The organism is Caballeronia sp. EK (assembly GCF_014384845.1).
GTDB classification, from domain to species: Bacteria; Pseudomonadota; Gammaproteobacteria; order Burkholderiales; family Burkholderiaceae; genus Caballeronia; species Caballeronia jiangsuensis.
The window spans coordinates 1-1,064 of sequence record NZ_JACSUE010000075.1 but is presented as its reverse complement, the minus strand read 5'-3'; the positions used below and the strand labels follow the sequence as shown (position 1 = coordinate 1,064).

Genomic DNA, 1,064 nt, shown 5'->3' with positions numbered 1-1,064 from the left:
GTGCAGGCCGGCTACCTTGCCGGCAATCCACTGTCGCTCTCACGCCAACGCACGCGCCACGCGGCGCCTCGTATCACCCGCTATCTGGAGCCGAGCGTGTGGCAGGAGGTCAAGGACTTCATTACGACGATGCCCAAGCAAACGGACCGGGAAAAAGCCCACGCGTACCGCGTCCGATGGTTATTCACCCTGCTCTATCTCGGCGGACTACGCATTGCAGAGGTCGGCGCGAACACCATGGGCCAGTTCTTCGTGCGACGCGATGGGGACGGCGCACTGCGCTGGTGGCTCACCGTGCACGGCAAAGGCGATAAGCAACGGCTCGTGCCGGCCACCCGCGAGATGATGATGGAACTGTCCCGCTACCGGCAGCACCTCGGCTTAAGCGCCCTGCCGTCGCCCAATGAACACACACCACTCGTGTTGCCGATCGGTGCCACGGCGTCAAACGAACGCACCGAGACGTGCGCGCCGCTCACTCGCGCGGCGCTGCACGCAATCGTGAAGGACGTCTTTGCGGGCGCTGCGTCGCGCCTACGTGAACGCGACGATGCGCAAAGCGCGCGGGCTGATCTGCTCGAAAAAGCTTCAGCGCATTGGCTCAGGCATAGCGCCGGCTCACACATGGCCGACCAAAAGATTGACCTGCGCATGGTGCGAGACAACCTCGGCCACGCCTCACTGACGACGACCAGCATCTACTTGCACGTCGACGACGATCGGCGCCATCAAGAGACCGAAGAAAAGCACCGGGTAGACTGGTGAAGCTTAGCGAGGTCAGCTTAACGCGTCGCACCTGCTGCCGATTCCGTCCGCCAACCGCCACTCTACCCATGAAAGTCCTTGTGCCCTCACCCCAGATCTCCACCGACAAACAGACGCTTAGCTTCGTGATCGACTGGCGCGGAGAAAGCGTGACGTGCGTCGTGACGCGCAGGTGCTTGGAAGTCTTTTTCTGGCTGCCGCCCGATGCGGACGACAGCCGACTGGTGAGCGTGTTCAGAGACGGGTTCGCCCGGATCGAAGCGGTCGCGCGACGAAAACTACGGGCCCGGCCAACGAGT

At 62.9% G+C, this 1,064-nt stretch carries 2 protein-coding genes; both read left to right on the top strand.

The genetic code is table 11. The features are described from left to right. Window positions 1-765, top strand: a 765-nt coding sequence (locus IAG25_RS41135; RefSeq protein ID WP_187609897.1) for a tyrosine-type recombinase/integrase, incomplete at its 5' end; no start/stop codon positions are given. Between the two features lie 68 nt (window positions 766-833). Continuing rightward, on the top strand, window positions 834-1,064 hold a 231-nt coding region (locus IAG25_RS41130; protein WP_187609896.1), incomplete at its 3' end, for a DUF1488 family protein.